At 72.0% G+C, this 26,650-nt stretch carries 28 protein-coding genes and 3 tRNA genes; 14 read left to right on the forward strand and 17 right to left on the reverse strand.

Annotated elements, in window-relative coordinates; all coding sequences use genetic code 11:
* Window positions 1-9: 9 nt before the first annotated feature.
* The 10 genes from M3666_RS01785 to tilS all read right to left on the reverse strand — a co-directional run bounded on the left by M3666_RS01785 (window position 10) and on the right by tilS (window position 9,162).
* Window positions 10-702, reverse strand: a complete 693-nt coding sequence (locus M3666_RS01785) for a Rossmann-like and DUF2520 domain-containing protein (protein ID WP_251154315.1) — start codon at window positions 700-702, stop codon at window positions 10-12.
* Entirely contained in the window at window positions 699-2,462 is a 1,764-nt protein-coding gene (locus tag M3666_RS01790) for a PH domain-containing protein (protein WP_251154316.1), read from the reverse strand. Before M3666_RS01790 ends, M3666_RS01785 begins: the two co-directional genes overlap by 4 nt.
* 9 nt (window positions 2,463-2,471) lie before the next feature.
* Window positions 2,472-2,993: a PH domain-containing protein gene (locus M3666_RS01795; RefSeq protein ID WP_066651411.1), complete on the reverse strand. Its 522-nt coding sequence runs from the start codon at window positions 2,991-2,993 to the stop codon at window positions 2,472-2,474.
* Between the two features lie 22 nt (window positions 2,994-3,015).
* The gene (locus M3666_RS01800) at window positions 3,016-3,504 is read right to left on the reverse strand and encodes a DUF3180 domain-containing protein (protein WP_066651410.1); all 489 of its coding nucleotides are present in this window, start codon (window positions 3,502-3,504) and stop codon (window positions 3,016-3,018) included.
* Entirely contained in the window at window positions 3,501-4,034 is a 534-nt protein-coding gene (gene folK, locus M3666_RS01805) for a 2-amino-4-hydroxy-6-hydroxymethyldihydropteridine diphosphokinase (protein ID WP_251154317.1), read from the reverse strand. The genes M3666_RS01800 and folK overlap by 4 nt, the downstream gene beginning before the upstream one ends.
* Complete coding sequence (folB, locus tag M3666_RS01810) at window positions 4,031-4,420, reverse strand: dihydroneopterin aldolase (protein WP_066651406.1); 390 nt, start codon at window positions 4,418-4,420, stop codon at window positions 4,031-4,033. The genes folK and folB overlap by 4 nt, the downstream gene beginning before the upstream one ends.
* Window positions 4,417-5,421 (reverse strand): dihydropteroate synthase, encoded by a 1,005-nt coding sequence (gene folP, locus M3666_RS01815; protein ID WP_245172026.1) that lies wholly within the window; start codon window positions 5,419-5,421, stop codon window positions 4,417-4,419. The genes folB and folP overlap by 4 nt, the downstream gene beginning before the upstream one ends.
* A 6-nt stretch (window positions 5,422-5,427) precedes the next feature.
* Window positions 5,428-7,416: an ATP-dependent zinc metalloprotease FtsH gene (ftsH, locus tag M3666_RS01820; RefSeq protein ID WP_066651404.1), complete on the reverse strand. Its 1,989-nt coding sequence runs from the start codon at window positions 7,414-7,416 to the stop codon at window positions 5,428-5,430.
* A gap of 165 nt (window positions 7,417-7,581) precedes the next feature.
* The gene (hpt, locus tag M3666_RS01825; protein ID WP_031272831.1) at window positions 7,582-8,133 is read right to left on the reverse strand and encodes a hypoxanthine phosphoribosyltransferase; all 552 of its coding nucleotides are present in this window, start codon (window positions 8,131-8,133) and stop codon (window positions 7,582-7,584) included.
* A 9-nt stretch (window positions 8,134-8,142) separates the two neighbouring features.
* Complete coding sequence (tilS, locus tag M3666_RS01830) at window positions 8,143-9,162, reverse strand: tRNA lysidine(34) synthetase TilS (protein ID WP_251154318.1); 1,020 nt, start codon at window positions 9,160-9,162, stop codon at window positions 8,143-8,145.
* 51 nt (window positions 9,163-9,213) lie between these two features.
* Between tilS and M3666_RS01835 the strand changes: the two genes are divergently transcribed.
* A complete protein-coding gene (locus tag M3666_RS01835; protein ID WP_251154319.1) occupies window positions 9,214-9,705 on the forward strand; it encodes an inorganic diphosphatase in 492 nt (163 codons plus the stop codon).
* Between the two features lie 133 nt (window positions 9,706-9,838).
* On the opposite strand, the gene M3666_RS01840 is transcribed toward M3666_RS01835, so the two are convergent.
* Together M3666_RS01840 and M3666_RS01845 are read right to left on the reverse strand one after the other, a co-directional pair.
* On the reverse strand, window positions 9,839-11,284 hold the full coding sequence (locus M3666_RS01840) for an NlpC/P60 family protein (RefSeq protein WP_251154320.1): 1,446 nt from the start codon (window positions 11,282-11,284) through the stop codon (window positions 9,839-9,841).
* 33 nt (window positions 11,285-11,317) lie between these two features.
* Window positions 11,318-12,601, reverse strand: coding sequence for a M23 family metallopeptidase (locus M3666_RS01845; RefSeq protein ID WP_251154321.1), 1,284 nt, complete (start codon window positions 12,599-12,601; stop codon window positions 11,318-11,320).
* 255 nt (window positions 12,602-12,856) lie between these two features.
* On the opposite strand from M3666_RS01845, the gene M3666_RS01850 reads away from it, so the two are divergent.
* The 3 genes from M3666_RS01850 (at window position 12,857) to M3666_RS01860 (ending at window position 13,130) form a co-directional block, all read left to right on the forward strand.
* Window positions 12,857-12,929: transfer RNA gene (locus M3666_RS01850), tRNA-Glu, on the forward strand.
* A gap of 50 nt (window positions 12,930-12,979) precedes the next feature.
* Window positions 12,980-13,056, forward strand: a tRNA-Asp gene (locus tag M3666_RS01855).
* Between the two features lies 1 nt (window position 13,057).
* Window positions 13,058-13,130: transfer RNA gene (locus M3666_RS01860), tRNA-Phe, on the forward strand.
* Between the two features lie 171 nt (window positions 13,131-13,301).
* Here the strand turns inward: M3666_RS01860 and M3666_RS01865 are convergent.
* Window positions 13,302-14,312, reverse strand: a complete 1,011-nt coding sequence (locus M3666_RS01865) for an aldo/keto reductase family protein (protein ID WP_066657594.1) — start codon at window positions 14,310-14,312, stop codon at window positions 13,302-13,304.
* A gap of 208 nt (window positions 14,313-14,520) precedes the next feature.
* Here M3666_RS01865 and M3666_RS01870 point away from each other — a divergent pair, with 208 nt between their 5' ends.
* Window positions 14,521-15,186, forward strand: a complete 666-nt coding sequence (locus M3666_RS01870) for a hypothetical protein (RefSeq protein ID WP_251154322.1) — start codon at window positions 14,521-14,523, stop codon at window positions 15,184-15,186.
* Between the two features lie 58 nt (window positions 15,187-15,244).
* Window positions 15,245-16,240, forward strand: a complete 996-nt coding sequence (locus tag M3666_RS01875; protein ID WP_251154323.1) for an SDR family oxidoreductase — start codon at window positions 15,245-15,247, stop codon at window positions 16,238-16,240.
* Window positions 16,241-16,506: 266 nt separating this feature from the next.
* On the opposite strand, the gene rocD is transcribed toward M3666_RS01875, so the two are convergent.
* Complete coding sequence (gene rocD / locus M3666_RS01880) at window positions 16,507-17,778, reverse strand: ornithine--oxo-acid transaminase (RefSeq protein WP_251154324.1); 1,272 nt, start codon at window positions 17,776-17,778, stop codon at window positions 16,507-16,509.
* 2 nt (window positions 17,779-17,780) lie between these two features.
* Window positions 17,781-18,668 (reverse strand): dimethylargininase, encoded by an 888-nt coding sequence (gene ddaH / locus M3666_RS01885; RefSeq protein ID WP_209684620.1) that lies wholly within the window; start codon window positions 18,666-18,668, stop codon window positions 17,781-17,783.
* A 235-nt stretch (window positions 18,669-18,903) separates the two neighbouring features.
* Here ddaH and M3666_RS01890 point away from each other — a divergent pair, with 235 nt between their 5' ends.
* The 6 genes from M3666_RS01890 to M3666_RS01915 all read left to right on the forward strand — a co-directional run bounded on the left by M3666_RS01890 (window position 18,904) and on the right by M3666_RS01915 (window position 24,307).
* A complete protein-coding gene (locus M3666_RS01890; RefSeq protein WP_058729711.1) occupies window positions 18,904-19,341 on the forward strand; it encodes an Lrp/AsnC family transcriptional regulator in 438 nt (145 codons plus the stop codon).
* A 111-nt stretch (window positions 19,342-19,452) separates the two neighbouring features.
* On the forward strand, window positions 19,453-19,824 hold the full coding sequence (locus M3666_RS01895; protein WP_251154325.1) for a hypothetical protein: 372 nt from the start codon (window positions 19,453-19,455) through the stop codon (window positions 19,822-19,824).
* 27 nt (window positions 19,825-19,851) lie between these two features.
* A complete protein-coding gene (locus M3666_RS01900; protein WP_066651387.1) occupies window positions 19,852-20,682 on the forward strand; it encodes a nitroreductase family protein in 831 nt (276 codons plus the stop codon).
* Window positions 20,679-21,461 carry a DUF2071 domain-containing protein gene (locus M3666_RS01905; RefSeq protein WP_251154326.1) on the forward strand — a complete coding sequence of 261 codons (783 nt, stop codon included), beginning with the start codon at window positions 20,679-20,681 and terminating at the stop codon, window positions 21,459-21,461. The genes M3666_RS01900 and M3666_RS01905 overlap by 4 nt, the downstream gene beginning before the upstream one ends.
* A gap of 84 nt (window positions 21,462-21,545) precedes the next feature.
* Window positions 21,546-22,934: a hypothetical protein gene (locus tag M3666_RS01910; RefSeq protein ID WP_251154327.1), complete on the forward strand. Its 1,389-nt coding sequence runs from the start codon at window positions 21,546-21,548 to the stop codon at window positions 22,932-22,934.
* Window positions 22,935-23,035: 101 nt separating this feature from the next.
* A complete protein-coding gene (locus M3666_RS01915) occupies window positions 23,036-24,307 on the forward strand; it encodes a phosphatidylserine decarboxylase family protein (RefSeq protein ID WP_251154328.1) in 1,272 nt (423 codons plus the stop codon).
* A gap of 48 nt (window positions 24,308-24,355) precedes the next feature.
* On the opposite strand, the gene M3666_RS01920 is transcribed toward M3666_RS01915, so the two are convergent.
* On the reverse strand, window positions 24,356-24,979 hold the full coding sequence (locus tag M3666_RS01920; RefSeq protein ID WP_251154329.1) for a hypothetical protein: 624 nt from the start codon (window positions 24,977-24,979) through the stop codon (window positions 24,356-24,358).
* Between the two features lie 84 nt (window positions 24,980-25,063).
* Here M3666_RS01920 and M3666_RS01925 point away from each other — a divergent pair, with 84 nt between their 5' ends.
* Window positions 25,064-26,059 carry an SDR family oxidoreductase gene (locus M3666_RS01925; RefSeq protein ID WP_209684630.1) on the forward strand — a complete coding sequence of 332 codons (996 nt, stop codon included), beginning with the start codon at window positions 25,064-25,066 and terminating at the stop codon, window positions 26,057-26,059.
* Entirely contained in the window at window positions 26,056-26,421 is a 366-nt protein-coding gene (locus M3666_RS01930) for a hypothetical protein (protein WP_066651376.1), read from the forward strand. Before M3666_RS01925 ends, M3666_RS01930 begins: the two co-directional genes overlap by 4 nt.
* 10 nt (window positions 26,422-26,431) lie before the next feature.
* Here the strand turns inward: M3666_RS01930 and M3666_RS01935 are convergent, their stop codons facing one another.
* A complete protein-coding gene (locus tag M3666_RS01935; protein ID WP_066651373.1) occupies window positions 26,432-26,644 on the reverse strand; it encodes a hypothetical protein in 213 nt (70 codons plus the stop codon).
* Window positions 26,645-26,650 lie beyond the last annotated feature (6 nt).

The following is a 26,650-nucleotide window of genomic DNA, read 5'->3' on the forward strand; positions in this document are numbered from 1 at the left end:
GAGCGGGCGCTAGTGGTCCGCCCGACCGTCGGCCGCGGCCAGCGCGTTGTCGACGGCCGAGCGCACGAGGGCGCCGAGCACGAGTCCGGGGCGCTCGACGCCGATGCCGGACAGCGTCCCGGCGGACTGGTCCACGATCGCGGTCGAGAACGACACCGCAGCGCGCACGGCATCCGCGTACGCCGGCCGGTCCTGCTCGGACACGACGAACGGCTCCGAACCCATCTCGACCACGAGCGCCTGGGCGATCGGCAGCACGGGCGCCGGGGCGGTCACCGCGCAGTGGGCGTCCCGGAGCCGGGCGAGGTCGACGCTCGTGCCGGTGAAGGCCATCGCCGGGTGGATCGCGAGCGGGATCGCGCCGGCCGACAGGGCGGGCCGCAGGACGTCGACACCGTGGTCCGGACTGGTGTGCACGACGAGCTGGCCCGGCTGCCAGATCCCGGCGTCCGCCAGGCCCTGCACGAGTCCGGCGAGCTGGTCGTCCGGGACGGCGAGCAGCACGAGCTCGCTGCGCTCGACCAGGTCGGGGGTCGCGAGGACGGGGGCACCGGGGAGCATCGCCTCGGCGCGGTCGCGGCCCGCGTCGGAGACGGCCGTCACACCGACGACGGCGTGCTCGGCGTTCGCCAGGGCCGCCCCGAGCACCGGTCCGACCCGGCCCGCGCCGACGATGCCGACGCCGAGTCGTCCGGCCCTCACCGGAGCGCTCCGGGCGGCGGCACGTCGGACCAGCGGCCGGGAGGCACGGCCTGCGTCCCCCCGTCGGCCCGCCACGTTCCCGTGGGAGCTGCGTCGGCGGCGGTCGTCACCACCTGTCCGTCCGGGGCGTGCGTGGCAGGGGTGCGGCGGGCCTCCCGGGCGCGCCAGCGGTGCGTGGTGTCGACCGCCGCGGCCTCGACGGCGCGGTGCGCGCTCTCCGACCAGAGGCGCTGGGCGTCGAGCGCGTCCAGCGCGCCGATCCGCGCCGAGACGGGACCGGACACGGTGTGGACGTGTGCGGTCGCGAGCCGGAGCACCCGCTCGAGCGGCCCCTGCTCGACCTTGACGCTCTGCACGCGCGGCAGCGGCACGATCACGAGCGAGCGCCAGACGGCTCCGAGACGGAGCAGCACCGCGCCCTGCACGAAGCGGTAGCCGTTGCGGCGGAACGAGAACGGGCGGAGCCAGGCGCCGCGACGCGGGGAGTGCACGAACCCGCCGCGGTCCCCCGTCGTCGTGAGGCTGTCGTCGACGACGTTGACCGCCTCGGACGAGCCCTCGCGGAGCTCCTCGCGCGACGCCGTCGGTCCGGCGACCGCGGTGCCGACGAGCCCCGGCAGGATGATGTCGAGGACCTCGCGGACGTCCTCGGCGCGACCGACCGGCAGCACGATCGAGGACACCTGCTGGTTGTTCGACGCCCCGTTGCCGGCGTTCGTCGCACGGTTGATGCGGACGTCCCACCAGCCGAACGGACGCCAGAGCAGCGGCTGCGCGACGCTCACCGCGTGGATGCGCCCGGGCGGCAGCGTCTCGTTCGACGTCGAGACGAGACCGAAGCCGATCCGGATGCCGTCGCGGGTCTCGGCGATCGTGTACTGCAGCGAGCGCGAGAACTTCCGGACGGTGTAGCCGCCGGCACCGATCACCACCGGGAACAGACCGATCAGGATGCCGTACTCGCCCGTGATCGCGATGCTGACGATCATCGCGACGATCACCACGACGAAGAACACCGTCGTCCCGGAGAGCAGCATCGACGCGATCAGGCGTCCGGGGTGCACCTTGACGATGCGCGTCGCGTGCACGGCGGCGGGGTCGAGCTCCGGCGAGAAGAGCTCGCCGACACGGTCCTGCAGCACGCCGTTCGAGTCGCGACGGGCCGTCTCCTCGTCGTCCTGCGCGCCGGAGGCGAGCACGAGGATGCGCTGCCGGAGGTCGTCGGCTGCCCGCGCACCGAGGTACGCGAGCTGCACGTTGGCGTCGTTGCCGGCCTGGGCGATCTCGAGCTTCGCCGTCCCGAAGATCCGCGGGACCACCGGCCGCGAGATGTTGATGCCCTGGATCCGGTCGAGCCGCGCCTTGCGGTGGCTGCGGAACAGCACGCCCGAGCGGACCTCGACCACGTCGCCGGTCACGCGGAACTCGTGCATCCGCCAGGAGACGGTGAAGAGCCCCAAGAGCACCAGCAGGAGCACGACCACCCCGAGCAGCACCCAGCCGACGGCGCCGTGCTCCCAGACGTAGCGGACCGGGTCGCCGTCGTCCTGCGGTGCGCCGCCCGGGACGAAGAACTCGAGGAGCTGGTCCCGCAGGTTGTTGAGCACGTACCCGAGGACCACGATGAGGAAGATGCCGCCCTTGAGCAGCGGCGTCAGCGGGTGCAGGCGGTGCCACTCGCCGTCGGTCAGCGGAGCGGCAGCGGCAGCATCGCCACGCCGCGGTGGTGCGGGCGGCGGCGGTCCGGGTCGGAACGTCACGACGACTCCCTAGAGCCCGGCGCGGCGGGACTCGGCGAGCTCGACGAGCCGGTCGCGCAGCTCGTCGGCGTCGGCGGCGGGGATGCCCGGGATCCGCACGTTGGTCGCGGCGGCCGCGGTGACGAACTTCAGCTCGCTGAGCCCGAGGATCCGGTCGAGCGGTCCGCGGTTCACGTCGACGAGCTGCATGCGGCCGTACGGCACCGCGGTGAAGCGCTGCCACATGAGCCCGCGGCGCAGCACGAGGTCGTCGTCGCGCAGGGCGTAGCCGATCGCTCGGACCCGACGGGGCGTCAGGACGGCGGTGACCAGTGCGACGAGGGCGACCACGATCGCGACGCAGCTCCACACCGTGCCGGCGGCGCCCCCGAACCCGCCGAAGAGCACCGCGAAGAGCACGCACCCGGCGGTCACGACGACCCCGACCACGATCGTGCTGACGAGCTCCGTCCAGACGAGCTTCGGCGACACCCGCGTCCACGTGGTCCCGGTCAGGCCGAGGCCCGGCTCGTCGAGTCGTTCCAGCGGCATCACGGCCTCCTGCGGTCGTCGGTCAGTTCGCCGTCGTCCCACCCCGCGGCAGGTCGTCGTCGTCGTCGCCCGGTGGCGGCGCCATGCACATCCGCTCGGCGACGAGCGCACACACCACGAGCACGAGACCGCCCCCGACCGCGACGGCGTTCGGCAGGACCGAGCCTAGCGGCGGCAGGGCCGACCTGGTCAGGAGGTACAGCAACAGCCCGGCCGCGAACGCCCCGAAGAGCGCACCGGCCAGGCTCGAGGCCTTCGCCAGGACGACCACGCGCGTGGCGTAGAGCGGGTCGACGGGGTGCTGCCGGGTCGCGCCGTCGCGGGCGTGGCGGCGCACGGGTCGAGCCATCGCGACGACCGCGACGCCGATCAGCGCGAGCGTCACGCCGAGGGGCGTCGAGAGCAGCAGGGTGGGCGCCTGGCGCGAGGCCAGGACGGCGTCGAGCGCGAACCCGGCGACGACGGCGACGACCGCGACGCTGATCAGGGTGGAGGCGCGGGTGGGGTTCACGCGGCGGACCCCGACCCGGGCACGGCGTCGAAGAGCCGGGGCTCGTCGACGCGCTCGGTGTCGTCGCCGAGTCCGTCGAGCAGGTCCGCGACGCGTCCGGCGCCGGGCAGGACCGCGTCCGGGTCGGCGTCGAGCCACGGTGCGAGCACGAACGCGCGCTCCCCCGCCCGCGGGTGCGGGACGGTGAGCGTCCCGGAGTCGATCAGCAGGTCGTCGACGGCGATCACGTCGAGGTCGAGGGTGCGGTCGCCCCAGCGGACCTCGCGGGTGCGTCCGTGGTCGTCCTCGATGCGGTGCAGGGCGTCGAGCAGGTCGTGCGGCGCCAGGTCAGTGTCCACCACGACGACGCCGTTGCGGTACCGGGGCTTGCTGTCGTCGAGCCCGTCGAGCGTCAGGGCGACGGACTCGACCTCGTGGCTCGACGCCACCGGCCGGATGCCCGGCACGGCCGCGATCGCCTGCGCCGCGGCCCGCAGGGTGCTCCCGCGGTCCCCGAGGTTCGCACCGAGGGCGATGACCGCCCGGCTCACTCTTCTTCCTCGTGGGACACCGATCCACCGCGGGTGCGGCGGATCGTGATCGAGACGTCGGAGAACGGCACCGTGATCGGCGCCTGGGGCTTGTGCACGGTGACCTCGACCGCGAGCGCCGCCCGGTGGGTGAGGACCGCGGACGCGATGCGCTCGGCGAGGGTCTCGATGAGGTCGACGGGCCCGCCCTCGATCTCGGCCACGACCTGCTCGGCGACGACCCCGTAGTGCACGGTGTCGGCCAGGTCGTCGGACCCCGACGACACACGGGCGTCGACCTCGACCGCGACGTCGACGACGAAGTCCTGGCCGTCGGCGCGCTCGTGGTCGAACACGCCGTGGTTCCCCCGGGCACGGACCCCGGTCAGTCGGATGGTGTCCCTCACGATCGTGCTGCCCTCCAGGCATCCCAGACGTCGAGCACCGCACGGGTCGGTGCGGGGTCGTGCACGCGCACACCCCACGCGCCGCGTTCGGCGGCGAGCAGGCTGATGGCGGCGGTGGCGAGGTCGCGGTCGCGCGGCGGTGCACCGGCAGCACTGCCGACACCGTCGAGGAACCGCTTGCGGGAGGCGGCGACGAGCACCGGCAGGCCGATCGAGGCGAAGCGCTCGTACCCGGCCAGGATCTCCCAGTTCTGGGCGCCGTGCTTGGCGAAGCCGAGGCCGGGGTCGATGACCACCTGCTCCTCGCGGACCCCGAGGACGATCAGTTCGGCGACGCGGAGCTCGACCTCGCGCCGGACCTCCTCGACCGCGTGCGCGTACTCGGCGTTCCGGTGCATCCGGTCGCTGTGCCCACGCCAGTGCATCACGACGAAGCCGGCACCGGTGTCGCGCACGACCCTGGCCATGTCGTCGTCGGCGAGGCCGCCCGAGACGTCGTTGACGATCGCAGCGCCGGCCTCGACCGCGCGCTCGGCGGTCGACGCGTTCATGGTGTCGACGCTCACCGCGATGCCCTCGGACACGAGCTGGCGGACGACCGGCAGGACGCGCTGCTGCTCGACCGCCACGGGCACCCGGTCGGCACCGGGTCGGGTCGACTCGCCGCCGACGTCGACCAGGTCCGCTCCGGCGCCCACGAGGTCGCGGGCGTGCGCGATCGCGGCGTCGACCGCCAGGTGCAGGCCGCCGTCGCTGAACGAGTCCGGCGTGACGTTGAGGATGCCCATCACCCGCGTGCGGTCGTCCGGTCCGCCGGCGCTGCCGCTCGACGCGCGGTCACGCCGCCGGCCGGTCACGATCTCGGGCACCGGTGCCGGTGCACGGAGGTCGATCGCGACCGTCGGCGGTTCCGCCGCGGCGGTCCGCGCCTCGTGCTCGGCGGCACGGGCGCGGTCCGCCTCGGCGAGGCGACGGGAGCGTCTCGTCGGCAGGTCGGTCATGCCGGCCTACGCGGGGGCGATACCGGGGTTGCCGAACGGGCGACGACGAGGCTTCGACGACGACTCGGTGTCGCCCTGCTCCGCCGCGGTCGACGCAGCCTTGCCCGGGAACTCGATCGCAGGCAGGTTCGAGACCGGACGACGGTCGCTCGAGAGCCACTGCGGGCGCTCCGGGAGCTTGCGGACGTCCTTGAAGATCTCGACGAGCTCCGGCGCGTCCAGCGTCTCCTTGTCGAGGAGCTCGCCGGCCAGGCGGTCGAGGATGTCGCGGTTGTCGTTGAGCACCTGGTAGGCCTCGTCGTGCGCCGCCTCGAGCAGGGCACGGGTCTCGGCGTCGACCGTCTCGGCGATGTTCTCCGAGTAGTCGCGTCCGCTGCTGCCGCCCATCTCGCGGCCGACGAACGGCTCGCTCGAGCCCGACCCGAGCTTGACGGAACCGACGGCACGGCTCATGCCGTACTCGGTGACCATCTTGCGTGCGGTCGACGTGGCCTTCTCGATGTCGTTCGACGCACCCGTGGTCGGGTCGTGGAACACGATCTCCTCGGCGACGCGGCCACCCATGGCGTAGGTGAGCTGGTCGAGGAGCTCGTTGCGGGTCACGGAGTACTTGTCCTCGAGCGGGAGCACCATCGTGTAGCCGAGGGCGCGACCACGCGGCAGGATCGTGATCTTCGTCACCGGGTCGGTGTGGCGCATCGCGGCGGCGGCCAGGGCGTGACCACCCTCGTGGTACGCCGTGATCAGCTTCTCCTGGTCGGACATGATGCGCGTGCGGCGCTGCGGACCCGCCATGACGCGGTCGACGGCCTCGTCCAGGGCGCGGTTGTCGATGAGCTGCGCGTTCGACCGGGCGGTGAGCAGGGCGGCCTCGTTGAGGACGTTCGCCAGGTCGGCACCGGTGAAGCCCGGCGTCTTGCGGGCGAGGAGCTCGAGGTCGACGCTCGCAGCGAGCGGCTTGCCCTTCGCGTGCACCTCGAGGATCTGCTTGCGGCCCTGCAGGCTCGGGGCGTCGACGCCGATCTGGCGGTCGAAGCGGCCCGGACGCAGGAGCGCGGGGTCGAGGACGTCGGGGCGGTTCGTCGCCGCGATGAGGATGACGTTCGTCTTGCCGTCGAAGCCGTCCATCTCGACGAGGAGCTGGTTCAGCGTCTGCTCGCGCTCGTCGTTGCCACCGCCGATGCCGGCGCCACGGTGGCGGCCCACGGCGTCGATCTCGTCGATGAAGACGATCGCGGGGGCGTTCTGCTTGGCCTGCTCGAACAGGTCACGGACGCGGCTCGCACCGACACCGACGAACATCTCGACGAAGTCCGAACCGGAGATCGAGTAGAACGGCACGCCGGCCTCGCCCGCGACGGCGCGTGCGAGCAGGGTCTTGCCGGTGCCGGGAGGGCCGTACAGCAGCACGCCCTTCGGGATCTTCGCGCCGACCGCCTGGAACTTCGCGGGCTCCTGCAGGAACTCCTTGATCTCGTGGAGCTCCTCGATCGCCTCGTCCGAACCGGCGACGTCGGCGAAGGTGACCTGCGGGTTCTCCTTGTTGTTCATCTTCGCGCGCGACTTGCCGAACTGCATGACCTTCGAGCCGCCGCCCTGGGCACTCGAGAGCAGGAACCAGAACAGGGCGCCGATGATGAGGAACGGCAGGATGATCCCGAGGAGCGACAGGAACCAGTTGCCCTGGTTCACCACGTCGTTGTACCCGTCGGGCAGGTTCGCGTCGTTGACGGCCGAGACGACCTCTTCGCCACGCGGCGTGGAGTAGTAGAACTGCTCCTTCGCGTTGCCGTCCTTGAGGGTCAGGTCGACGCGCTGCTCGGTCGAGTTGACGACCACGGACGAGACCTTGCCGTCGGCGAGCTGCTCGAGACCCTTCTGGGTGTCGATCTGCTGCGTGCCGGACTGTGCGATCACGCTCCAGCCGATGAAGATGCCGACCAGCGCGATGAGCACGTAGAGGTACGGGCCGCGGAAGATGCGCTTGAAGTTCATGTGATCCGGGCGCGATGGCCCGACACCTTTCTCTGCCGGAGTTGCGTGGAGGTCAGCATACGGCGGTGACTCTGTGGCGAGAATGGGTGTCCTCTGCGGGCGAACTCCACCCGTGCCCGGAGGGAGCCGTACGGGCCGCCCGTGGTCCGGACGGCCCGGCGGGCCTCAGGAGTAGACGTGCGGCGCGAGGACGCCGATGCCGCGCAGGTTGCGGTAGCGCTCGTCGAAGTCCAGGCCGTAGCCGACCACGAACGCGTCGGGGATCTCGAAGCCGGCGTACTTCACGTCGACCTCGACCTTGGCGGCCTCGGGCTTGCGGAGCAGCGCGACGATCTCGACGCTCGCGGCACCGCGGGACTCGAGGTTCTGCTTCAGCCAGGACAGCGTCAGGCCGGAGTCGATGATGTCCTCGACGATGATGACGTCGCGGCCGTGCAGGTCGGTGTCGAGGTCCTTGAGGATCCGCACGACGCCGGACGACTTCGTGCCGGAGCCGTACGACGAGACCGCCATCCAGTCCATGCGCGCCTGCATCTTGAGGTGCCGCGAGAAGTCCGCCATGACCATGACGGCGCCCTTCAGCACGCCGACGAGCAGCGGGTCCTTCCCCGCGTAGTCACGGTCGACCACCGCGGCGAGTTCGGCGAGCTTCTCGTCGATCTGCTCGGGGGTGAAGAGCACTTCGGACAGGTCTGCCTGGACGTCGGAGAGTTCCACCAGAGCACTCTAACGGGCGGCGAACGCGATGCGCTCGCCCTCGCGCGACGCCCGCACCCCCGGCAGGTCGACCGGGCCCTGCCCGCGCCAGTCGGTCACGAGCCGGCAGACCTCGAGCGTCTGCGTGCGGGACAGCGTCACGCCGAACTCCCCCTCGACCGCCAGGCGGACGAGTCGCTGCCGGAGCGCCGGCGGGTTCGCCAGCAGCTCCGGCACGGAGAGCGAGATGCCTGCCTCGGAGTGCTCGGCGAGGTCCTCCGCCATCTCCTCGGCGAAGTGGTCGAGTGCCGCGGCGTCCTCGCGGAGCTGCTCGGCGGTGCGGGCGAGCGCCTCGGGCACCCCCGCGCCGAGCTCCCGCTCGAGCGCCGGCATCAGCGTGCTCCGGACGCGCACCCGTGCGTACGCGGGGTCGTCGTTCTGCGGGTCGTCCCACGGCACGAGGCCCGCGGCGACCGCCGCCTGCCGGGTCGTGTGCCGGCGGACACCGAGGAGCGGCCGGCCGTACGCCGGCCCGGTCGCGCGTCGCGCGAGCGGCGGCATGCCGGACAGCGCGTCCGGCCCGCTGCCCCGCAGCAGGCCGAGCAGCACGGTCTCGGCCTGGTCGTCGAGCGTGTGGCCGAACAGCACCAGGGGTGACCCGGTGTCGGCGGCGACCTCCGCGACGGCGGCGTGCCGTGCCTCCCGGGCGGCGCCCTCCGGACCACCGTCCGTGCCGACCGCGACCCTGCGGACCGTCACCGGGTCGAGACCAAGCGACGCGGCCGTCCGGGAGGCACGGCTCGCCACCGCCTCGCTGCCCGCCTGGAGCGCGTGGTCGACCACGACCGCGCCGGCCCGCAGGTCCTGCTTCGGTGCCTCGAACGCGGTGGCCGCGGCGAGCGCGAGCGAGTCCGCTCCCCCGCTCAGCGCGACCGTGACCAGGTCGCCGCGGTGCAGCAGCCCCTCGTCACGAGCCTGGGCGAGGAGCGTCCGGACCGCCAGCCGGGTCGCGGCGACGGCCGGGTCCAACCGGGGACGCGGAGTGTTCACCCGGTAACGTTAGCCGCGCTTTCTTCCCGCACATGAGACCAGGAGCGCACCATGACCGCGTACGACGTCGTCGTCGAGATCCCCAAGGGCAGCCGCAACAAGTACGAGGTCGACCACGAGACCGGTCGTGTGTACCTCGACCGCGTGCTGTTCACGTCCTTCGTCTACCCGACCGACTACGGGTTCTTCGAGAACACGCTGGCCGACGACGGCGACCCCGTGGACGCGCTCCTGCTGCTCGAGTACCCGGTGTTCCCGGGCGTCGGCGTGAAGGTCCGCCCCGTCGGTGTCTTCAAGATGAGCGACGAGGCCGGCAACGACGCGAAGGTCCTCGTGGTCCCCGCGAAGGACCCGCGCTGGCAGCACATCCAGGACATCTCGGACGTCGACGACCAGACGAAGGCCGAGATCGCGCACTTCTTCGAGCGCTACAAGGACCTCGAGCCGAACAAGTGGGTCAAGGCCGACGGCTGGGGCGACGCCGCCGAGGCCGAGGCGATCGTGCAGGCCGGCCAGGCCGCGTACGTGCCCGCCGGTCACTGACGCTCGCACGAACGACGGCGCCCGCGCTCCCCGAGGGGAGCGCGGGCGCTGTCGTTCGTGCTGGTCGCCGGTCGCTCGGTCGCCGGTCGCCGGTGCCGGTCGCCGGTCGCCGGTCGCCGGCCGGTCGCTCGGGCTAGAGCGAGCCGCTCGGGCGGGCGACGTACGGCAGGAGCTGGTTCGGCAGCCAGATGCCGCGCTCGACCACGCCGACACCGGGGCGGGCGGCCTCGACCATCGTGCCGTAGCTCGTGACGATGCTGTCGTGGTAGGCGCCGGAGACGCTGCCGTTCGACGAGTAGAAGAGGATGTCGCCCGGCTGGCGCTGCGACAGCGGGACGAGCCGGCCGATCGACGCGAAGTGGTTGTACTGCCAGACGACGTTGTGCCCGCCGGTCGCGATGCCCTGCGAGTTGTACGCCATCATCACCAGGCCGGAGCAGTCCCAGGTGTTCGGGCCCGCCCCGCCCATCAGGTACGGCTTGCCGAGCTGGGCGCGGGCGTACGCGATGGCACCGGCGGCCTTCGACGGGCTCGAGACCGGTGCCGGTGCGGGGGCCGGAGCGGGGGCCGGCGCCGGCGCGGGGGCCGGCGCCGGCGCGGGCGCCGGAGTCGGACGTGACGGGGTCGTGTTCGGCTGCGTCGTGCTCGGGCGCGACGGGCTCGTGCTCGGGCGCGAGGGGCTCGTGTTCGGCTGCGTCGTGCTCGGCTGGTTCGAGCTCGGGCGCGACGGCACGGACGGCGACGCGGGGTCGCTGCTGCCACCGGAGTCGCCGGCGCTGGGTGCCGTGTCACGGGAGGCGGCGGCGGTCCTGGCAGCGAGCTGCTGCTCGGCCCGCTTCGCCTGCTGCTCGTTCCAGTACGCCGTCTCGGTCGCCTTGCTCGTCCCCTTGAGGAACGCCAGCTGGTCGAGCACCTCGGACTGCTCGTCCTGCTGCTGCTGCACGCGGGCACGAGCCGAGGCGGACGCGTCGTTGGCGTCGTCGAGGGCACGCTCGGACTTCGTGGTCGCTGCGGCGAGGGCCTTCGTCGCCGCCGACTGCTGCGCGGCGATCGACTCGACGGTGTTCTGGTCGGTCTGTGCCTGCGCGAGCACACGGGCCGAACGCTCGGACAGGTGCGAGACGGTTCCCACGCGGTAGAGCAGGTCCTTCGCGTCCGAGGCGTCGACGAGCATCGAGGTCGACAGGTCACCGCCGCCCGTGCGGGAGAGCTCGACCACGAGCCCGGCGACCTGGGCCGCCGACTCGTCCGCCCGCCGCTCGGCACGCTTCGCCTGCGCCGTCAGGTCGTCGAGGGACGCCTGCGCCTCCTGCTGCTGCGACACCGCCATCGCGTAGTCCTGCGCCGCCTGGAGCTCGGAGACCTCGGCGCTGTCCGCGGCGTCCTGCAGCGTCTGCAGCCGGGCACTCAGCTCGTCCGCCGTCGTCTGGGCCTGCGCCGTGTCGGCCTTCGCCTGGCGCACGTCGTCCCAGCTCGGGGCCGAGGGAGCTGCCTGGGCGGGACCGGCGAGGACGACCGACAGACCGATGCCGAGGACGGCGACGACCGCGGTGCAGCCGGACAGGGTGGAGGGCTTCATGTCTCGCTCAGGGCCTCTCGACGGCGCTGTTGCTCATACCGAGATCCCCCGCGCTGCCATGAAGGGGACCGGGTCGACGGCGGAGCCGTTCACCCGGGTCTCGAAGTGGAGGTGGCACCCGGTCGACCAGCCGGTGGAGCCGATCTTCGCGATCTGCTGTCCGGCCTCGACGTGCTGCCCGACGGAGACGAGGATGCCGCCGTCGACGATGTGCCCGTAGGCGGTGGAGATGCCGCCGCCGTTGTCGAGGACGACCTCGTTGCCGTAGCCGCCGCCGTTGGCCGCGAACGTCACCGTGCCGGCGTGGGCGGCGTAGATCGGGGCGTAGCAGGCGGGCGCGAGGTCGACGCCGGCGTGCAGTGCCCGGTAGTGCGTGTACGGGTCGACGCGGTAGCCGTAGGGGCTCGTCTGGTACCCGCCGGCGGGACGGACCCACCCGGAGGAGTTCGGGGCCCCGCCGCCGGAGCCGCCCTGGCCCGTCGCGGCCGCCTGCTCGGCAGCCTTCGCGGCCGCCGCAGCCCGGGCCGCCTCACGGGCCTTCTCGGCAGCGACGCCCTTGTCGTACTCGGCCTCGACGTCCTTCGCGTTCGTGGTCAGCAGGGTGAGCTGCGCCTCGAGGCGGGCCTTGTTGTCCGCCTGCGCGTCGACCGCGGTCTGTGCCCGGTCAGCGGCGTCCTGGGCCGCCTGCATCTTCGCCTGGGCCGCGTCGGCGAGGGTGCCGAGGGCCTCCTTCGCCTGCTCGGCGCGGTCGGCGAGGCCCTGGGCGACACCGCGGTCCTGCGAGGCCTGCGAGTAGATGCCGTCGGCCTGCTCCGTGAGCTTCGACATCGCGCCGAGCTCGTAGAGCAGGTCACCCGAGTCGGACGGGTGCGTGAGGATGTCGGTCGTCACGTCGTTCGCACTCGCGCGACCGAGCTGCGCGGCGAGCTGGCCGGCCTGCTCCTCGGAACGCTTCGCCGTGCGGTCTGCTTCGTCCGCCTGGTGCTGCAGCGTCTGCTGCTCGAGCGTCGCCGCGTCGTACTTCGTCTGCGCCGTCTGGTACGCCGTGCCGGCTGCCTCGGACTCCTGCTGCGCGGCCGATGCCTTCGCGGTCAGGTCCTGCAGGAGCGCCTTGATCTCGGTGACCTTGGCCTGCTGGGCGTCCTTCGATGCCTTGGCCTGCTCGACGTCCGACCAGCTGGGGTACCCGGCAGCCGATGCCGCGGAGACCGGGCCGACCGCGGCGAGTGCCCCGGCGGAGAGCACGACGGCGACCGCGGCGGCGATGACGCGGCGGCGGGAGCGGGGGCGGGGGATGCGGTGGGGTGCAGGCGACATGGTCTCGGTTTCGTAACGGTGCGGCGAGGCTCGGGCACGCCACACTGTCAACAGACGCAACAGTAACAACACGGGTCACGGCAGGGACACCCCCGAGCGAGGGCCTCGGCCGCCCATGATGGTCGCACCGAGCGCCCGGCCGATGCGCATCAGGACAGCGCGACACGCCGGGGATGCACGCTCGGGGGCACTCGATTTGTGCATCACGCAGAGCGTCCGTATGCTTGACTCCCGGTAGCGCACGGCGCAGCTTGCGGCCCTATCGTTTAGTGGCCTAGGACACCGCCCTTTCACGGCGGCAGCACGGGTTCGAATCCCGTTGGGGTCACTCCACGTGAGTGAGCAAGCAGCAGTACGACACCGAACACAACACAATATGGCCCTGTAGCGCAGTTGGTTAGCGTGCCGCCCTGTCACGGCGGAGGTCGCGGGTTCAAGTCCCGTCAGGGTCGCCACGGCTGGATAGCTCAGTTGGTAGAGCGTTCGACTGAAAATCGAAAGGTCCACGGATCGATGCCGTGTCCAGCCACGGTGAAGAGCCCCTCACGAGAGTGAGGGGCTCTTTTGCGTTCCCGGCCGTCGCTCGCCGCACTTCGGGGGCTCGATCTGCTCGCGCACAACGAGAAGCACGTTGCGCCACGGACTTCCCTGGCGCAACGTGCTTCCCGTTGTGCAGCGGGACCGCTGCACCTTCGCGACCTCAGGCCTCGCGGGTCTTCGGGCTGCTGTCGTTCGTCTTCGCCGGGTCGCGCTCGACGACCGACCCGAGGGCGTCGTCGATGCGGGACATCAGCTCCGCGGGGATCTGCACCCCGGCAGCGCCGGCGTTGTCGTGCACCTGCTCCGGACGCGAGGCACCGATGATCGCCGACGCCACGTTCTCGTTCTGCAGCACCCAGGCCACCGCGAGCTGCGCCATCGACAGGCTCAGCTCGTCCGCGATCGGCTTGAGCTCCTGCACCGCCGAGAGCGTCTCGTCGTTCATGAACCGCTCGATCATCTTCGCGCCACCCTTGTCGTCGGTGGCGCGCGAGCCCTCCGGCAGGGGCTGACCGGGCTGGTACTTGCCCGTCAGGACGCCCTGCGCGATCGGGGACCAAACGATCTGCGAGATCCCGAGCTCCTTCGACGCGGGGACGACCTCGCCCTCGATGACCCGCCAGAGCGCCGAGTACTGCGGCTGGTTCGAGATGAGCTGGAACCCGAGGTCCTTCGCGAGCTCGGCCCCGGCCCGGAGCTGGTCCGCGGTCCACTCCGAGACGCCGACGTACAGCACCTTGCCCTGTCGCACGACGTCGGCGAAGGCCTGCATCGTCTCCTCGAGCGGCGTCTCGTGGTCGAAGCGGTGCGCCTGGTACAGGTCGACGTAGTCGGTCTGCAGCCGCTCGAGCGAGCCGTCGATCGACTCGAGGATGTGCTTCCGGCTCAGCCCGGTGTCGTTGTGCCCCTTCGGGCCGGTCGGACCGAAGACCTTCGTGGCGATCTCGAGGGACTGGCGCCGCTCCCCCTTGAGCGCCTCGCCGAGGACGGTCTCGGCGCCGGTGTTCGCGTAGACGTCGGCGGTGTCGAACGTCGAGATGCCGACGTCGAGCGCGGCCCGGACGCAGGCGATCGCCGCGTCGTTCTCGACCTGGGATGCGTGGGTGAGCCAGTTGCCGTAGGTGATCTCGGAGACCTTGAGGCCCGAGTTGCCGAGGTAGCGGTACTCCATGTGCGTGTCACTCCTGTCGTGGAGCGCGTCGGTGCGCCCCGACCCGTGACGGTAGTCCGCGTCGACCGTGCCGCCTCCACCGTTCACTCCGGAGCCGCTACCGTGAAGTATCAGTTGCTCGGGGCAAGACGAAACCCCGGCGATGTGGCCGAGGCCAGTGATCGTTCCGGGGTCTTCGGGAACGATGCTACACGGAGGGGGATCGTCGGTGGAAGGACGGCAGGTCACACGCGACGACGCGCTCGTCGAGGTGCTCACCAGGGAGCGGCTGGCGTCCTACGAGCGATCTGCGGGGCGGGTGGCGGGAGCGCTCCGGCTCTACGAGTGGAACATGCGGGCTGCTGCAGCCGTGACGGAGTTGACCGGTGTCGTCGAGGTCGTGGCAAGGAACGCCATGGACACCGAACTGCGGCGCTGGGCAAGATCTCGGCGTCGAGAGGCGACGTGGTTCGACGTCGCGCCGTTGGACGGACCGGGACGCCGCGACCTGGCGAAGGCACGGGCCAGAGCGACGCGCGGTGGGCGGCGCCCGGAAGTGCACGGTCGGGTCCTGGCGGAGCTCTCGTTCGGCTTCTGGCGGTACCTGGTCGAATCCCGCTACCTCACGTCGCTCTGGACGCCGGCTCTGCACCGCGCCTTCCCCTGTGGTCCGGCCGACGTCCTGACACGGCAGCGACAGGTCCGGGCTCGCATGCAACAGCTGCACTTCGTCCGGAACCGCGCCGCGCACCACGAACCGATCCACCAGCGGGACCTCCACCGCGACCTCGACGATGCGCTCGAGCTGCTCGGCTGGGTCCACCCCGCCGCCGCCGAGTGGGCGGCGGACGTGACGTCGCTCAGCGCGGTCCTCGACGCCCGACCCAGCGGATGAGGGGCAGGATCGCAGGGGCGCGGTGCACAGCGGCACCGCCGGGAGCAAGGGAGCATCCATGTCGGGACCGAGCGTGCTGTTCATCGGCGGCAGCGGCATCATCAGCGCCGCGTGCGTCCGCGAAGCCGTCGAGCAGGGGTACGACGTCACCGTGCTCAACCGGGGCACGACCGACAAGCGGCCGATCCCGGATGCCGTGGCGCGCCTCCAGGCCGACGTGTCGGACCGCACCGCGCTGGAAGCCGCGATCGGTGACCAGCACTGGGACGTCGTCATCGACTTCGTGGCGTTCACGCCCGACCAGGTGCAGCGGGACATCGAGGTGTTCACGGGTCGCACGAACCAGTACGTCTTCATCTCGTCGGCCTCGGCGTACCAGACGCCCGCGACGCACCTGCCGATCACCGAGTCGACGCCGCTGAAGAACCCGTTCTGGCAGTACTCCCGCGACAAGATCGCGTGCGAGGACCTGCTCACGAAGGCGTACCGCGAGGACGACTTCCCGATGACGATCATCCGGCCGTCGCACACGTACGACGAGACCCTCGTGCCGTTCTCGGGCGGGTGGACGGTGCTCGGACGGATGCGCGCCGGGAAGCCGATCGTCGTGACCGGCGACGGCAGCTCGCTGTGGACGATCACGCACGCGCGGGACTTCGCGGTCGGGTTCGTCGGGCTGCTCGACCGTGCCGAGGCGATCGGCGAGGCGTTCCACATCACCGGCGACGAGGCCCCGACCTGGGACCGCATCGCCCACGAGCTGGCGGCGGCCGCGGGGGTCGAGGACCTGCAGCTCGTGCACGTCCCGGCCGACGCGATCGACGCGCTCGACGCCGACTGGGGCGCGAGCCTGCTCGGAGACAAGGCGAACACCTCGGTCTTCGACAACACGAAGGTGCAGACGCTCGTGCCCGAGTTCGCGCAGACGACGTCGATCCGGCAGGGGGCGCGGGAGATCGTCGCGTGGTTCGACGCCGACCCGTCGCGCCGGGTGACGGACGAGCGGCTCGACGGGCTGATGGACCAGCTCGTCGAGCGGTGGCAGGTGCGCTGACGCGGGGCGGGGCGGTGCGGGTGCGGCGCGCGCGGCGCACGGTGCGACGCGCGCGCCGCACCGTGCGACGTGCGCGGCGCACGGCGCGAGGCGCCGGTGCACAACCGGAGGCACGTCGCGCAACGGAATCGCGTGGCGCGACGTGCCTCCGGTTGTGCGGACGGGTGCTGACGCGCGCGGTAGGCGACGCGGGCGCGGCCGAGCGCGACGGACGGGAGGCGCGGCACCCACTGGTACCGCGCCTCCCGTCCGTCGGCTGGTCGCGTCTAGCGCGCGGCCAGCACCTCGCCGAGGGTCCCGATCGCCAGACGCACCTCGTCGTCGGTGACGACGAGCGGCGGCGCGAAGCGGATCGTCGACCCGTGCGTGTCCTTCACGAGCACGCCGCGGTCGGCCAGGTCGTGCGCGATCTCCTTGCCGGTGCCGAGCGCGGGGTCGATGTCGATCCCCGCCCAGAGTCCGGCGACCCGGTGCGCGACGACCCCGTGCCCGACGAGCTCGTCGAGCAGCCCACGGAGCAGCGGTTCGCCGTCGAGCGCGCGATGCTGGAACGTGCCCTCGCCGAGCATCGCGACGACCTCGGACCCGACGGCGGCCGCGAGCGGGTTGCCGCCGAACGTCGATCCGTGTTCGCCGGGACGCAGGACGCCGAGCACCTCGCGGGAGCCGACGACGGCCGACACCGGGACGATGCCGCCGCCCAGGGCCTTGCCGAGCGTGATCAGGTCGGGTCGGACACCGACACGCGAGACGGCCAGGGTGTGCCCGGTGCGCCCGAGCCCGGACTGGATCTCGTCGGCGACGAACAGCGCACCGAACTCGTCGCAGACCGCGCGGACCTCGGGCAGGTAGGACTCGGGCGGGATGACCACGCCGCCCTCGCCCTGGATCGGCTCGAGCAGGACGGCGACGACGGTCTCGTCCATCGCCTCCCGCAGGGCCGCTGCATCGCCGTACGGCACCGTGCGGAAGCCCGGCGTGTACGGGCCGAAGTCCTCGCGGGCCGAGGGGTCGTCCGAGAACGACACGATCGTGGTGGTGCGCCCGTGGAAGTTCCCGGACGCGACGATGATCGTGGCCTGCCCGGCCGGCACGCCCTTGACGCGGTAGCCCCAGGCGCGCGACACCTTGATCGCGGACTCGACGGCCTCGGCCCCGGTGTTCATCGGGAGCACGAGTTCGGTGTCGGTCAGCGATGCCAGAGCGGCGGCGAAGGGTCCGAGCCGGTCGTTCACGAACGCGCGGCTCGTCAGGGTCACCCGGTCGAGCTGGGCCCGGGCGGCGTCGAGCAGCCGGGGGTTGCCGTGGCCGAAGTTCACCGCGGAGTACGCGGCGAGTCCGTCCAGGTAGCGCTTGCCGTCGACGTCGGTCACCCACGCACCCTGGCCGGACGCGATGACGACCGGCAGCGGGCTGTAGTTGTGGGCGAGGGAGCGGTCCTCGACGGCGAGCGCGGCGACGGTGGCACCACCGGCTACGGTGGCGTCGCCGGACGCGCCGGCACCCGCGTGGGTGCCGGCTCCGGTCGCGGTGCTCACGGTTACCGCGCGACCGAGGTGCCGGTGCCGACGGGGTGCAGGTCGAGCGTGCAGCACTTCACGCCGCCGCCGCCGAGCAGCAGCTCGGACAGGTCGACACCGATCGGGTTGTAGCCCTTCTCACGCAGCTGCTCGGCGAAGGTCGTCGCACGCGATGCGATCACGACGTTGTAGCCGTCGGAGTACGAGTTGAGGCCGAGGATCGCGGCGTCCTCCTCGGTCGCGATGACCGCGTCGGGGAAGCGCTCGCGCAGGATCGCCAGCGAGGGCTCGTCGAAGGCGCTCTCCAGGTAGGCGATGTTCGAACGGCCGGTCGCGTCGGGCTCCGGGTCGAGCACGGCGATGGCGGTGTCGAGGTGGTAGAAGCTCGGGTTGATGAGCTTGAGGGTGACGACCTCGCGGCCGTAGATGCGGGCGAGCTCCTCGTGCGAGGTGCTGTCGGAGCGGAAGCCCGTGCCGGCGAAGATCGTGTCGCCGATGAGCAGGAAGTCACCCTCGCCCTCGTTGGTCTCCTCGGGCTCGGCGACGGTGAGGCCGGCGCTGCGGAACCAGTCCATGTACGCGGGTCCCTCGGGCTGGCGCTCGGGGTACTGGAACTTCGCGCCGTACGCGACGCCGTCGAGCACGAAGCCGCCGTTGGCCGCGTAGACCATGTCGGGCAGGCCCTCGATCGGCTCGATGTACGAGATGTCGAAGCCGAGCTGCTCGTAGACGTCGACGAGCGACTGCCACTGCTCGACGGCCTTCGACGTGTCGGTCGGCTCCTCGGGGTGCATCCACGGGTTGATCCGGTAGCTCACCGTGTAGTGCGTCGGCTTGCACATCAGGATCGTGCGCTTCGTGGCGACACGGGCCGGTGCGGCCTGCGGTTCGGTTGCGGTGTTCGACATCAGTCCTCCTGGGACCGGGGCCCGAGCCTGCCAGGAACCACCACGGGTGAAGCACTCCGATGAGATGCAGGCTCACTCACCGCAGCGGACCAGGTCGACGCCAGCAGCAGTCTGACACGAACGGTCCGATCGGTGCAGTACCCCGTCCACGAGCGCATGGCACCCGTTCGGGTGACGCACGATTCCTGCGTCGGACGCACCTGGCTCGCAAGAACCCCGCGTACGATCGACGAACATGGACACGCTCGACCACCGCATCCTGGACCAGCTCCGGGAGAACGCCCGAGCCGGCTACGGCGACATCGGATCGGTGGTCGGCCTCTCCGCGTCGGCGGTCAAGCGTCGGGTCGATCGCCTGGTCGCCGACGGGGTCATCCAGGGCTTCACGATCAAGGTCGACCCCGCGGTCGAGGACCGCGGGACCGAGGCCTGGGTCGAGCTGTACTGCCGCGGCACCGTCTCCCCCGACGAGCTCCGCACGCTGCTCGACACCGTGCCCGAGGTCGTGGACGCCGGGACCGTCACCGGCAGCGCCGACGCCGTCGTGCACATGCGCTCCCGTGACCTGCCGGCGCTCGAGCTCGCACTCGACCGGGTGCGCCTGGCCCCGCAGGTCGACCACACCCGCAGCGCCATCGTCCTGTCGAAGCTCGTCTCCCGCGAGTCCGCGTAGCCCCCGTCTCCTCCGCGGAACGCAACGTCGGCGACGGTGCGCAGCGGCACAGCGGTCCGAGGGAGCGCCCTCGTTGCGTCTTGCGAGCGTCCCGCGCGTAGGGTCGCGGTCGTGGGAATCGGGAGGACGGCCGGGAGGCGCGGCGCCACTCCCACGCGTCCGCCGGCGGCCCGCCGCCTGGTTGCCGCAGCCGCCGCCGCGTACGTCACGAACTGCCTCTGGGGCACCGCGGTCGCGGTCCGGGTCATCCGCACGGAGAAGCTCCGCGTCGTGCACCACGGCCTCTTCGTCGTGACCGCGACCCTGACCGGGGTCGCCGCGACCACCCCGGCCTGGACACGGGACCGCTCCGCACTGTTCCTGCTGCCGGCGCTCGTCCCCCTCGCCCTCGCTCCACGCACGAACCCCCGCTCCGGAGCACACTGGAGAGTCGCGGTCGCCGCCGCACCGTCCTACCTGGGGGCGTTGCTCGCACGGCGCTGACCGCGACGACGAGACACGAGGGATGCAGTGGAGCTCTTCGAGGCCATCCGACGCCGGCGCACGACCAACGGCGCGTTCCTGCCCGACCCGGTGTCCGAGGAGCACCAGCGGCTGCTGATGGAGCTCGCAGGACGTGCACCCTCGCAGTTGAACAGCCAACCGTGGCGCTTCGTCATCGTCGAGGAGCGCGACACCATCGACCGCATCGCCGACATCAGCGGCCGGTCGATGACGCAGACGATGGCCGAGGGCTCGTTCTTCACGCGCTACCGTCCGTACTTCCGGTTCTCGCAGGCCGAGATGGACGAACGTCGGGACGGGATGCTGTTCGACAAGCTGCCGGGACCGCTCAAGCCCTTCACGAAGCAGGTGTTCACCAAGCGCGGGCAGCTCCTCATGAACACGCTCCGGGTACCGCAGACCCTCGGCGAGGAGAACCGGAAGCTCGTCGCCGGGTCGCCGCTCCTGCTCGGGGTGATGCTCGACCGCGACGAGTACCGGAAGGAGGCGCGCAACGCCTTCTACTCCGTGTTCAGCATGGGCGCGGCGATGGAGAACGTCTGGCTCGCGACGACCGAGCTCGGCCTCGGGATCCAGTTCGTGTCCTTCCCGATGGAGGTCGAGGAGGCCTGGGCCGAGGTCGAGCGGCTCCTCGCGGTGCCGCCGGAGCTCGAGCTGATGGCCGTCTACCGGATCGGCTACCTGCCGCCGGAGCGTCGACGTCCCGCCATCGACTGGGTGTCGAACGAGCGGAAGCGCCCGTCGCAGTACGTGTTCCGCGGGACCTGCGCGACCCCGCAGCAGGGGTGGGACGACGCGCCGGACGCTGCCCGCGCGACCGACGGGACCGTCTCGTGACCGCCGGACAGCGGGGCGGGGGCGAGCCGGGCCTCCCGGCCGTCTCGCCGGAGGCACCGCCCCTGCGCGGGACGCCGTGGATCTCGCAGGACTGGCTCGACGTGGTCTTCGTGCACTGGCGCGTCGACGTGTCGGCGGTGGCACCGCTGCTGCCCGCCGGAGCGCACCCGGACACGATGGCGCCGGACGGGACGGACGACGGGGCGACCACCTGGGTGGGCCTCATCGGGTTCCGCTTCACGGACACGCGCTTCCCGCCGCTCGGCGGGCTCGGACGGGCCGGCAGTGTCGGCGACTTCGTCGAGGTCAACGTGCGCGTCTACACGTGCGACGACCAGGGCCGTCGGGGCGTCGCGTTCCTGTCGCTGGACGCCGGGAAGCTCCTGCCGACGATCGGCGCACGGGTCGCGACGGGCCTGCCGTACTGGTGGGCGCACGCGGCGATCCGGAAGACCGACGGCCGGGTGGGCTACGCGATGCGTCGGCACGGGACGCACCTGCGGTCGACCTTCGACGTCCGGGTGGGCGACGCGGTCGACGAGCCGACGCCCCTCGAGACGTTCCTGACGGCACGGTGGGGCATGCACGTGCGCCGGGTCGGCGCGACGCGCTACTGGCCGAACGAGCACGAGTCGTGGCCGCTGTACCGGGCGTCCCTCGTGTCGCTGCGGGATGACCTGGTGGCGGCTGCGGGGCTGCCCTTCGGACTGTCCGGACTGGAGCCGGACTCGGTGCTGTACTCGCCCGGGGTGACCACGCGGTTCGGGCGGGGACGCTGAGCATCACACTCGGCATGATGACAGCATCCGGTATTCCACATACATAGCCTTTCGGAGTCCGTTGAGTCTCCGAAAGGGAACAGCATGAACCTCCGCCCACTCACCGTCGGATCCGCCGTGGTCCTCGCGAGCTGCATCGCCGTCGGCGCTGCGAGCTCCGGCGCGTTCGCCGCGCCCGAGCAGCACGCTCGGTCGGCGGCATCGTCCGCGACGACGGCCCGATCCGCCATCACCGACGTCCAGCAGACCCCGCAGCGGGTCGGCGACCAGCAGTGGGTCGAGGTGCGCGTCACCGTCGACGCGCCGACGGTCGTGCGCCTCCTCGACCCGTCGGGTGAGCCCGTCGCCGCGAAGAGCGGCGATCCTCGGAAGCAGGTCGTGTTCCAGGTGAAGCCCACCGGTCAGGACACTGCGCGCTACGCGGTGGACACCGGGCAGTCCTCGGCCGTCCGCGTCGTCGACCTCGACTTCCGCGGCCTCCCCCTGTCCGCGCCGCTCGACCTCAGCTCGGAGCGCCGCCTGGAGGAGATCGCCCGTGCGGTCGCACACGGCCAGTTCGTCCACGAGATGCGGTACGACGCGCTCCCGGGCGCCGAGGTGACGGTCGTGGCCAACGGCCGCTCGGAGGTCGTCACGGCCTCGGGTGACGGTGTCGCGACGGTCCCCGTCGAGTTCCGCGCGGGTGACAACCAGGTGCGGGCGAAGCAGGCGCTCGGGGAGAAGGAGTCGCTCGAGTCCGACGACCACTACACGTTCGGCGGCGGGTCGAGCGGCGGCGGCGAGACGCCCGGTGACGGCAACGGCGGCGGCTCCGGCGGTGGTGAGCAGCCCGGCGACGGCAACGGCGGCGGCGAGCAGGTCGACGCCCGGTCGCTGCGTCTCGACCAGCAGCAGGGCGCCGAGCTCACCCCGAAGGACGGCAAGATCACCCTCTCCGGCCGCGCCTCCGCCGGCTGGATCACCGTCTACGGCAGCGGCGAACAGGTCCTCGCCACCACCCAGGTCGAGGACGGCCGCTGGTCCGCCGACATCCCCGCGACCACCGGCCCCCAGATCGCGATCGTCGCGCTCTCCGCCACCGAACACGGCGCACCCGTCACCAACGAACGACTGAGCTACCTCGTCCGCGAGACCGGCGAACAGCCCGGCGACGGCAACGGCGGCGGCGAGACGCCCGGTGACGGCAACGGCGGCGGCGAGCAGTCGCCCGCCGAGCTCGCGGTCGACCAGTCGGGGGCGGTGCAGCTCGACTCGGAGGGCTTCGTCACCTACACGGGCACAGCTCCGGGCAAGACGGTCCTGGTCCTCGCCAACGGGAAGCCGGTCGGTGAGTACACCGTCCGCGACGGCCGCTTCGCGGCGAAGGTCTACCAGGCGCCCGGCCGGTACAAGCTGACCTTCCTCGCCAAGACGAACCCGGAAGCCAGCATGTGGGACCGGCTCACGACCACCGAGGTCACCGTCGAACGCTGACCAGGTCGCGGCCTGACGGACCCCGCCGATCCACGGATCGGCGGGGTCCGTCGTCCTCGGAACTGCGACCGCTCCCTCCGCGCGTGAGTACCGTCGGGGTCGTGACCGGTGGAGCGCAGCAGCAGGACGTCCGACGCCGCGCGGGATGGCTCCCGCAGGACCAGAGCGGGCTCGAGGCCTGGCTCCGAGGGCGTCGTGAGCGCCACCAGGAGCGCGACCCCGACCGGGCCCTGCACCCGGCGGTCTCGGCCCTCCGCGACCTCGTCGAGGGCGACCCCGTGCTGCGGATGCACGCGCACCAGATGATCGAACAGGTCCCCGCTGGTCGCGAGTACCAGGACCGGCACCTCGAGTCGTTCGGGGAGCTGCTCGAGCTCGTCGACGAGGTCATCACGACCGCGCCCGAGTACAGCGACGAGCAGATGGTGATGACGCCGCTCGACGGGGTGCTCGACTGGACGAAGGCCACGCCGGCGGGCTTCGCCTTCTACCGGGACCCGCGCGTGAACGACGCGCTCCGGGCGATCCTGCAGGGGTGGTGCGACTTCCTGTCGAGCGACAAGTCCCTCGAGGTGCTCGTGGACGCACCCTCGGGGTGGTGCAGCGATGCCGCTCGTCGGGCGGTCGGCATGGACCGGTTCGAGCACGATGCCGACGCCGAGCACTGGGGCTTCGGGTCGTGGAACGACTTCTTCACGCGGCGCTTCCGGGACGGCGAGCGCCCGGTCGCCGCGCCCGACGACGACGCGGTCGTGGTGAGCCCCTGCGAAGCCACCCCGTACCGGATCGCCAGTCGCGTCCACCGGCTCGACGCGTTCTGGGCGAAGGCGGAGCCGTACTCGGTCGAGGAGCTGCTCGCCGGCGACGAGACCGCCGACCTGTTCGTCGACGGCACCGTGTGGCAGGCGTTCCTCAGCGCGCTCGAGTACCACCGCTGGCACAGCCCGGTCGCCGGGACGGTCCTGCGCGCCTGGGTCGAACCGGGGACCTACTACTCCGAGGCCTCGTCGCAGGGCACCGACGCCGCCGAGCCGCAGCTGTCACAGGGCTACCTGGCACACGTCGCCACCCGCGCGATCGTGCTCATCGACGCCGACGACCCCGCGATCGGGACGATCGCGGTCGTGTTCATCGGGATGTCCGACGTCTCCTCGTGCGTGATCGGCGAGGGGATCTCGGACGGTGCGCACGTCGGCAAGGGCGACGAGCTCGGGTACTTCCAGTTCGGCGGGTCGTCGGTGTGCGTGCTGTTCGGGCCGGACGTCGTCGAGTCGTTCTCGCTGGGAGCGCTGCCGCAGGCGCCGGAGGAGGAATCGGCGGTCCTGCCGGTGCGGTCGCACCTGGCGACGGCGCTGCGGCGGTCGTCCGACTGACGGAACCGGTCGACGTCGGCTCCGCGGACGGTCGGCTGCCGCCGCCCGTCACCGCGACGGGGCTCGGCCTGCCCGCTGTGCGTGCACGAGGGCGAGCACCGCGGCGAACACGGCTGCCGCGATGCCGCCACCGACCCAGACCGCCGCGCGCCAGGCGGGGAGCACCGGGCCCTCGGGGAGCACGAGTCCCAGGACGACGAGGACCGCGCAGCTCAGGACCACGCCGAGGAACGCCCAGGCCACGGCCGAGAGGTCGAAACGTGGCACGGATCGGGCGTACCGACTGAGCTGCGAGAAGCCACCGACGACCCCGATCGTCGCCGCGATCGGGAACCCGACGACGAGACTCGCGACCATCACCGCCGCTCCGGCGGTGACACCGACCACGACGCGCACGCGGTGCAGGTCCCACGACGCGCCACGCGTCTGCTCCCGGTACGCCCGCAGCGCCGCGACGAGGAGCACCACCGCGCACGCGATCCCGAGCACACCGGCGACGGTCCCGGTGACGAGGGCGAGTGCATCGCCGAACGTCCTCCCGACCAGGACGGCGACGACCGCCAGCACGAGTGCGAGGACCGGTGACCCCAGGACCTCCCGGTACCGGGTCGGGGTCCGCAACACCCAGCCGGGAGGTGCCTCCTCGGTCTGCTCCTGGTCGTCCGTCTCCACCGCGCCATCCTGCCCCACGCCGTCCGGCGGCCGGGGGACAGCGGCTGGACCGGTGCGGACACGAGCCCGCGTACAACGGACAGCATGACGCGCGTGGCAGTGGTGACCGGTGGTTCGGCAGGACTCGGACGGGCGACCGTCCGCGAACTCGCGGCCCGGGGGTGGGACGTCGCCGTCCTGGCCCGTGGACGCGACGGTGTCGACGCCGCGGTCGCCGAGGTCGAGGCCGCGGGACGCCGAGGCCTCGCGCTGATCGCCGACGTGGCCGACCGACAGGCCGTCGAGGCCGCCGCCGAGCGCACCGAGCAGGAGCTCGGACCGATCGACCTCTGGGTGAACTGCGTGATGGTCGGGGTCTTCGGGCGCTTCACGGACACCGGCCCCGACGACTTCGAGCGCGCTGTCGACGTCAACTTCCTCGGCTTCGTCAACGGCACCCGCGCGGCGCTGGCCCGGATGGTCCCCCGTGACCGTGGGCACGTCATCCAGGTCGGTTCCGCACTGGGCTTCCGGGGCATCCCCCTGCAGGCCGCCTACTGCAGCGCGAAGCACGCCATCGTCGGGTTCACCGAGTCGGTGGTGTCCGAGCTCACGGAACAGGGCAGCAGGGTGGCCGTGAGCCGCGTCGACATGCCGGCGCTCAACACGGTGCAGTTCAACTGGGTGAAGTCGCTCCTGCCGCACCACCCGCAGCCCGTCGCACCGATCTACCAGCCCGAGGTCGGCGCCCGCGCGATCGCCGTCACTGCAGAGCGGCCGCGCCGCCGCACGTGGGTGGGCGAATCGACGGTCTACACGATCCTGGGCAACCGGATCAGTGGACGCTTCGCCGACTGGTACGCCGCGAAGACCCTGGTCAGCGGACAGCAGGCCGAGCAGAAGGACGGACAGTCGCTGCCGACGAACCTGCACGAGCCCGTCCCGGGCGACCACGGTGCGCACGGGGTCTTCGACGACTCCGCGCACGCCTGGTCGCCGCAGACGTGGTGGGTCGAGCACCGCAGGCTCGGCAACGGGATCATCGGAGCCGCAGTCGGCGTCGCGGGCGCGATCGCCCTGGCCGCGGGGAAGCGCCGATGAGCCGCCGCTCCCGCAGGGACCGCCGGCAGCGGGCGCGGTGGGTCGAGGGGCTCCGCGCCGGCATCGGCGTCGCACACCTGCTCGCCTCGCGTGGGTCGACGGGCCGGGTGGCCGTGTTCGGTCGGGTGCTCGGCGCCCGGCAACTCGTGCAGGCCGCACTGCTCACGCGCGCAGCGTCACCGGAAGCGCACGTCCTCGGCGCAGCGGTCGACGCCACGCACGGCGTCTCGATGGTGCCGCTCATCGCCCTCGACCGGCAGACACGGGGGTTCGCGGCACGACAGCTCGTCGTCGCCGTGGTCCTCACCGTGCTCGAGGTCGGCCTCGTCGGCACGGGACACGGTCGCCCCGGCCGACGCTGACCGCCGCTGCCTACTCGACCTCGTCGTTCGGCTGCTCCTCCTCGACACCCGTCTCGTCCATCCGGTCGCGCAGGTGGTCGGCCATGGCCCCGGCACCCTCGTGTCCGTGGTCGTGATCGACCTGCTCGACCAGGCCGGCGAGCTTCTCCTCGTTGGTGGCCTCGGTGGCACCGTCCATCACGGGGGCGGTCTGGACCTCGTCGTCGTTCGCTCGTGCGTTCATGGTCCG

The sequence above is a fragment of the Curtobacterium sp. ODYSSEY 48 V2 genome (assembly GCF_023712625.1).
Lineage (GTDB): Bacteria > Actinomycetota > Actinomycetes > Actinomycetales > Microbacteriaceae > Curtobacterium.